Source organism: Candidatus Nitrosarchaeum limnium BG20, from assembly GCF_000241145.1.
Taxonomy (GTDB): Archaea; Thermoproteota; Nitrososphaeria; order Nitrososphaerales; family Nitrosopumilaceae; genus Nitrosarchaeum; species Nitrosarchaeum limnae.
Window position 1 is genome coordinate 1 of the sequence record NZ_AHJG01000223.1, and the last position, 5,837, is coordinate 5,837.

Here is a 5,837-nt window from a genome sequence, read left to right on the forward strand (position 1 = left end):
TAACTGAAATACAGAATAAATGACAGAAAGTGTTAGATATTTTTGCATATATTGAAATTTGTTTCATTGTATTGAACAAACAAACAAAATACAATATTTTATGAATATGTGAGGAAAATTTTAAGGTATAAATTCTACTTTTTTAATCTCAATTTTTTCACTTTTTAGCACATTCCTGTATGTTCAATTTAGACATAGATTAGAGTATAATATCAGAAATCAATCATAATCATTGACAACAGCTAATGTAGAACATTTTAGAGAAGATCTTGATGTCACACCATCCATAGAATACATCAATGAGGTGGGGCATGAGTTTACATCCGCACTTGGAATGAATGATGTAGAGGGCAAAGCATACATGGCACTACTAAGAACAGGGCCAATTACAGCAAGCTCACTTGCAAAAGATTTGAACATTGATAGAGCTAAAGCATACAGAATGGTTGAAAAACTATCTGCTGACGGTTTTATTTCAATGTCATTTTCAAGTCCAAAAAAATGTATTCCAATAGATCCTGAAAATGCATATGCAGCATGTCTTGAAAGAAAAGAAAAAGAATTGAAAAATTTTAGGGAGATGGGAAAGAAAATAATTCCACGAGTTAAAGGAGTAGTATGCGCCAGATTTGGTTCAAACACTCCATCATTTAGAATATTACATGGGACTGACAAAATTTATTCCGCAATTGAAAATCTTCTAGAGGATGACTCTAAAATAGTATACATGGTTACCACGTCAGACGATGTAGCAAAAATGTATCACTCTGCAATTCCAGAAAAGATTACAAAACTTGAAGAGCGTGGAGGTAAAGTTCGATTAATTATAGATATAGAAGACAGGAAGATGATTCCATTTTTAAAAAGATTAAATGCCACAGATGTTCGATTGGGAGCACTTCCATCGAATGGTAGAATGATCATATCAGAGAACAGTCTAGTAATGTCAAACATCAATAAGATAAACGAAGATCCTTCAAAAGATTATGCGCTATCAACAAATGCATCAGAAATGATAAATTCTATCTTTAGTTTGTGTAGTTTACTTTGGAAAAACTCTAAAGATGTAGATGTTTAATTTTTAGAACAACAATAATACAAACTATACAAAGAGAATGAATTCTTTTTGTTAATATGTCAAATCTTAAAGTCATAATGTCTTTTTCAAGTCATAGAACTAAATATCAAAGAGGCCTTGAATTGAAATCGAAGAAAAAGTGGATGCTTTTTGTTTTACCTTCCAGCATTACAGCAGAAGGACTACACATAGTCATACCATTGTATGTTCTTTTTCTAGGAGGAAATGTAGCAAATGTTGGAATTGTAATTGGACTACATTATGGTTTATCAGCTATCGGTGCAGTATTTTGGGGGAAGGTTATCGATAAATATCATTTAAAAAGAGCAATTTTAGTTACTTGTTTTTCAGCAATTACGATTTGTAGCATAGGATTATTTTTTACAAAAGATTTGAGTTTGGTAGTTCTAATTTCATCTATTTCTGGATTTTTTATTATTGGAAAAAATCCAGTAACACAAGTACTTGTGATGGAATCAGTACCAAATAATCAATGGAGTCAATTATTTACTAGAATTTCAATTATAACGACTTTTGGAAGTTTAGGAGCATTTTTGGTAGGCTCTGTTTGGGACAGATTTTTTGATCTTAGACCATATTTTCTTTTTTGTGCCATTACAAGCGGAATTGCCACTATCTTGAGTTTTGGAGTTGGAAGTAAAAGCATCATTGAACGACATACAATAGTTCATTCAATACATGGGATCAGACATATTTTTAACCACAACAGATTAAATTTTCAATTCATATTTACCAAAGTCCCACATCCCCACGACTTTAAACCAATCATAACCGTATTTCAAAGAAAAATGTCTCATGATATTGGAGTACTTTTTTTAACAAATTTCTTATTTTATTTTGGCAGTAATATTTTCTTTACAGCATTTATACCATTTCTGAAAAAATTTGAGTTTACAAATTCAGAAGTTTTTCTAGTTTACTTGATTCAAACAATTACTTTATTGACAATATTTTTCTTTGTTCCACGATTAATTGCAAGAATCTCAGAAGAGCGTGCAACACAGATTTCATATTTACCAAGAATTCTAGGAATCATAACAGCTGCCACTTTCATTCCAATTACGATAGGAGATTATTCACTTTTGATGGCAATAATCTCATCGTGTATGATGGTTTCAGCATTTTCTATTTTTAGTGTTTCAAATTCAATAATTCTCTTTAAGACAATTCCAAAAGGATTTGAAGGCACATATCTAGGAGTAAATAGTTTCATGGTAGGAGTTGGAATATTTTCAGGTGCTTTAACTGCAGGATATATTTCAGAGTGGTTAAGTTATTCAGTTTCATTTGCAATTGCAATTTGCATTATTTTCTCTTCATTAGTAATGTTTAGATTTTATTTAAAACATAGGCTATCACATAGAACCATCTAATATTTCAATCAAATGAAAATTCAGTACAAGTAAATTAAAAATCTAATATCGTGGAATTACTAATCTTGATTTTGAAGACACTATGATAATTGACACTAGAGCAACTGCCAAAATCATTACGGCGATTGTTCCAAATTCTGGTACTACAACACCGTTTTCAATCTCAACTTTTATTGATTGCTTATGTTCAGATGAAAGACCTTGGTTTGCAGTAATTGTGTAAAATCCATTTTCTTTCCATAATGGACCTCCAGTTTTAATTTCTGTAGAAAATTCACCATTTGGACCAGGGGTGAGTTGTGCAACAGAAATCAAGTTTCCATTAGGAGAAGTTATTGTAAATGTAATATCAGTTACTGAACTAGTGGTAGTTCCAGTTACAAGTAATTTGTTACTGCCAGTTTCAAATTTAGTAGCTAGTGCGATAGCACTTGGTTTAGTATCCATCATACCTGAGTCAGGGGACTTTGGCACTGATACTTTAGGCATATCTTTAGAACCTATTACGGTAAATTGGATTTTAGCAATACTTGCAACATCATCATTACTTGCAATCACGGTATAAACACCATTTTGGAAATTTGGAAGTGTTGGTTTTACAATCCATTTGAAAGTACCATCTTGGGCGATTGGCAGACTAGGAGAATAAACCACTACTCCGTCAGGAGAAGTGACAGTCAGTTTAACAGGCTTGTAAGACATTACTCCAGTTACCTTACCATCAATGAATACAGTATCCAAAGCACCAATTTCAGATTGAGATGAATTCAAAGTTATCATTGGCTCTGCTAAAGCAGTGATTGGTATTGATATAGCAATTAAAACAAGTAATGCAATTTTGAGCACTTAAGTTATGAATAATTGTTCGTATATTAATTATCCTATGGAAAATAAAGTAGCGGTTGATCTAATTGTAAAAATACTTGCAAAGAAATTGGATAAATTATATATCAATTATATAAAATTTATTTGGTTTCTTAAGGGCAGACTAGAAAGTCAAAATCATATTCCGATCTGATTAAACGGGTGATTTGTGATATCGTGATGAATGCTTGCATGTATTTCTTGCTTGAATGTTAAATCACATCTATAGCATTTCCAAGATTTCATACTATCAATTAGAGATTTTGAATATAACCAACGCGTAGAAATTATTCATAACAATCGTAAGTGGAATTAATTACTAAACACTGATTATTCCCAAATTAGTCAATTCACTGCCTATTCCATACCCAATTAATGCGACCCCCGTACCAAGACCTGCCATTTCTAGCCCTCCAACTATTTTGTTGGTATTTGCCATTTTAGATTTGATTACACCGACAGTAAAAGATGTAGAAATGCTAATACCAATGGCAACAAACAGAGCATCCAACCCACTTAGGAAGAAAAAGGGCAATATAGGTAACATTCCGCCAATTAGAAACGAGACAAACATCCTCAAGGCACTCTTAATCGGACTACCTGCAATCTCTAAATTCAGATTCAGTTCTTCTGTAAGCATAGTATCTAGCCATACTTTTTTTATCAGAAGTTACTTTTATTTACAACCATTTCAAGATCTTTTCCTGAAAATCCCTTGGCTTTGTAGATATCTTCAATTTCTTGTCTTTCATCTTCTGGTCTATTTTCAATCTCCCATTTCTCACGTTCAATTTCCGATGTCAATAGCTGTCTGTGAGTTTTTACTGCAAGATAGTTTTGAACAGCCATTGCCTTGGCCCCAGTAAACATACCAACTAGTGCAGCTAGAATAATGATATTAGCTGAAACATCTGCTCCTCCTACCCCTGCAGCAATACCCAGTGAAGTGTTAATTCCATCACCAAAACCAAAAACAAAATCTCGCATCGCACTTGATTCTTTAAGATGAGGTTCAAGATGTCGTGGTTCAGATAGTTCTTTCAACAAGGATATTTTAAAACATCACCTTAATGGAGTTTTTGATATTCTAAAGTTTTATCGAAGCGATTTAGAGAAAATTAATATCTAATTAAAAATAGTTATTGTTTGATTCATCATTAATTTTGTTGGAATAACAATACTTTCGTTTCTATCGTTTGTTACAATTACATGTAATAGATGAGATGCAGTAACTGTTCCAGTGATATCACCGATTTTGACTTTTTGTCCAACTTTAAGAATAGAACGTTGATTTGATGCACCCATTATAGATGCGGGAATCAAGTCTTTTAATGCAAATCCCAATCCGATTGCAATTGATGCACCAATTGCTACTGCAATACTCCATGAAAATGCAGATACCAGTATTGGAATAATACTTTCCCCAACACCTAATTGCGTAAATGCAATTGCAAAAACAATACCGTAAATTACCGCCTTGATTACAGAGATGATGATTTTTGGACTAGCAATATGATGATCCAATAATTGGTGCTCAATCCATTTACTAACAAAGTTAACAACTATAGAACCGATTACAACAATTAACACAAATGCAAGTAGATTAGGAACCCAAAGCCACAAACTTGTAAGTGCAGTAGAAAGCTGTTCAAATTGTAATGCATTAACGGCTGCAACGATGAAAAATAGATATACAAACCAACGAATTGTGGCGGAAATAAGTTTTACAGAGTTGAATTTACCATAAACTTCTTCTGCTAGATGTAATTCTTGATTTTTTTGACTGGTTTTTTGTAACAAACTAGTAACAGCCTTGGTGGTAACTTTTCCAACTACTTTTCCGGCTATCAGACCAATAATCAATAAAATCACAGATGCGATTATCTTTGGAGCACTATCTGCCACACTTACTGCAAATTCCTTTAAGGCCTCACTTGTTGGGACATAGATATCCTCAGCGAATGACTCTTGAGCAAATGCAGAGTTGAAACTAATTACAAATAAGGATAAAGTTAAAACTACGATCAAATAGTTTTTTGAATTTTGCATTGGGATTAACAACCGAATTTTCGAATTATCATACCTTGTTGTTAATTAAAGATAACAAATCACATGACATCTTTGCATTCACATTTTTTTTGTTTATCAGATCTAGTGTACTTTAGTTTATTACATACTTCACAGTAAAGTTGGTTTGTCATGATAGATCATATACGATCTAGTATTTCCACTTTTCATGTTTTTGACGTTCTAAAATACTAGTTTACTTTTTTTTAATCAATAATGTATTTTGTATCTCTTGTAAGCTGTTGATAAATTTCTGCTTTGCTTCAAATTCATCTTTTACAGCTATTACTATTTCAGTTTGAGACAACATGACGTCTTTAACAACTAATGGAGAGCTTAGACCCAACATCTCACACAAAATATCAAAGAGATTTTTGAATTGAGATTCATTTCGATATTTGTAAACGGTTTTTCCATCAATTATTTTTGGGTTA

Annotated in this window: 6 protein-coding genes and 1 pseudogene; 2 read left to right on the forward strand and 5 right to left on the reverse strand. The window is 32.4% G+C overall.

The features are described from left to right. Positions 1 to 232: 232 nt before the first annotated feature. Both BG20_RS07740 and BG20_RS07745 read left to right on the forward strand, forming a co-directional pair. The gene (locus BG20_RS07740; RefSeq protein ID WP_010193253.1) at positions 233 to 1,078 is read left to right on the forward strand and encodes a TrmB family transcriptional regulator; all 846 of its coding nucleotides are present in this window, start codon (positions 233 to 235) and stop codon (positions 1,076 to 1,078) included. 122 nt (positions 1,079 to 1,200) lie between these two features. Beyond that, a complete protein-coding gene (locus BG20_RS07745; protein WP_238527563.1) occupies positions 1,201 to 2,472 on the forward strand; it encodes an MFS transporter in 1,272 nt (423 codons plus the stop codon). 42 nt (positions 2,473 to 2,514) lie between these two features. Here the strand turns inward: BG20_RS07745 and BG20_RS07750 are convergent, their stop codons facing one another. The 5 genes and pseudogenes from BG20_RS07750 to BG20_RS07770 form a co-directional block, all read right to left on the reverse strand. Next, on the reverse strand, positions 2,515 to 3,318 hold the full coding sequence (locus BG20_RS07750) for a PEFG-CTERM sorting domain-containing protein (RefSeq protein ID WP_010193256.1): 804 nt from the start codon (positions 3,316 to 3,318) through the stop codon (positions 2,515 to 2,517). Positions 3,319 to 3,655: 337 nt separating this feature from the next. Continuing rightward, complete coding sequence (locus BG20_RS13665) at positions 3,656 to 3,976, reverse strand: VIT1/CCC1 transporter family protein (protein ID WP_010193258.1); 321 nt, start codon at positions 3,974 to 3,976, stop codon at positions 3,656 to 3,658. 23 nt (positions 3,977 to 3,999) lie between these two features. Continuing rightward, on the reverse strand, positions 4,000 to 4,380 hold the full coding sequence (locus BG20_RS13670; RefSeq protein WP_010193259.1) for a VIT1/CCC1 transporter family protein: 381 nt from the start codon (positions 4,378 to 4,380) through the stop codon (positions 4,000 to 4,002). Between the two features lie 81 nt (positions 4,381 to 4,461). Next, a complete protein-coding gene (locus BG20_RS07765; protein ID WP_048097164.1) occupies positions 4,462 to 5,385 on the reverse strand; it encodes a mechanosensitive ion channel family protein in 924 nt (307 codons plus the stop codon). Positions 5,386 to 5,599: 214 nt separating this feature from the next. Next, positions 5,600 to 5,837 (reverse strand): annotated as a pseudogene (locus BG20_RS07770) (hypothetical protein); the annotation flags it as partial.